This is a genomic window from Acinetobacter sp. ANC_7513 (assembly GCF_056779915.1).
On sequence record NZ_JBWYIW010000027.1, the window covers coordinates 1 to 715 of the forward strand.

2 protein-coding genes are annotated in these 715 nt (G+C 39.7%); both read left to right on the forward strand.

Going from position 1 to position 715, the window contains the following annotated elements; translation table 11 throughout:
• Window positions 1-116 precede the first annotated feature (116 nt).
• Complete coding sequence (gene catC, locus AC1M9B_RS14370) at window positions 117-407, forward strand: muconolactone Delta-isomerase (RefSeq protein WP_092766278.1); 291 nt, start codon at window positions 117-119, stop codon at window positions 405-407.
• A 150-nt stretch (window positions 408-557) separates the two neighbouring features.
• Window positions 558-715: dioxygenase (locus AC1M9B_RS14375; RefSeq protein ID WP_481609338.1), on the forward strand; the 158-nt coding region annotated here is incomplete at its 3' end.

The window sequence follows — 715 nt, forward strand, 5'->3', positions numbered from 1 at the left end:
TATCGTGATTTCGAATTACATCTGCCTCAAGGCAATGGTTTAGGTATTGAGTTGGATTTAGACAAGATTGACAACCTTCGCCGCAAATAAGCGACGTGATACATCAGGAGTGAGACATGCTGTTTCATGTACGAATGGATGTGAACATCCCACTGGATATGCCAGTTGAAAAAGCGAATGAGATTAAAGCTGTTGAAAAGGCGTATTCGCAAGAGTTACAGCAACAAGGCAAGTGGCGTCATATCTGGCGAATCACAGGTCAGTATTCAAACATCAGTATTTTTGATGTGGAAAGCAATGAAGAGCTTCATTCAATTTTACAAGGTCTTCCGCTTTACCCATATATGAATATCGAAGTAATGGCGTTAAATCGCCACCCATCTTCTATCCGTGAAGATGATCGTTAAGTTTTAAGTGTCTTGGCTTGATTGATTCAGGCCATGACATCAATACATCCAGAGGTTTTTTAGCGTCATTTTAAACAAGGATTGTGGCAGCGAGCTCAAACACATTAGAAGTCAGCCACCACACAGCAAGCATACTTAAGGAGAAATAGTATGAACCGCGAACAAATTAATGCTTTAGTCAAAAAAATGAACGTTGATACTGCAACAGGTCCTGTTGATGAACGTGTTCAGCAAATCGTTGTACGTTTAGTATCTGACTTATTCCAAGCGATTGAAGATTTAGATTTAAGCCAATCTGAAGTTTGGAA

Bases quoted from the DNA above. Each gene is read 5' to 3' on its own strand.
- catC (WP_092766278.1), top strand. From the start codon at position 117: ATGCTGTTTCATGTACGAATGGATGTGAACATCCCACTGGATATGCCA.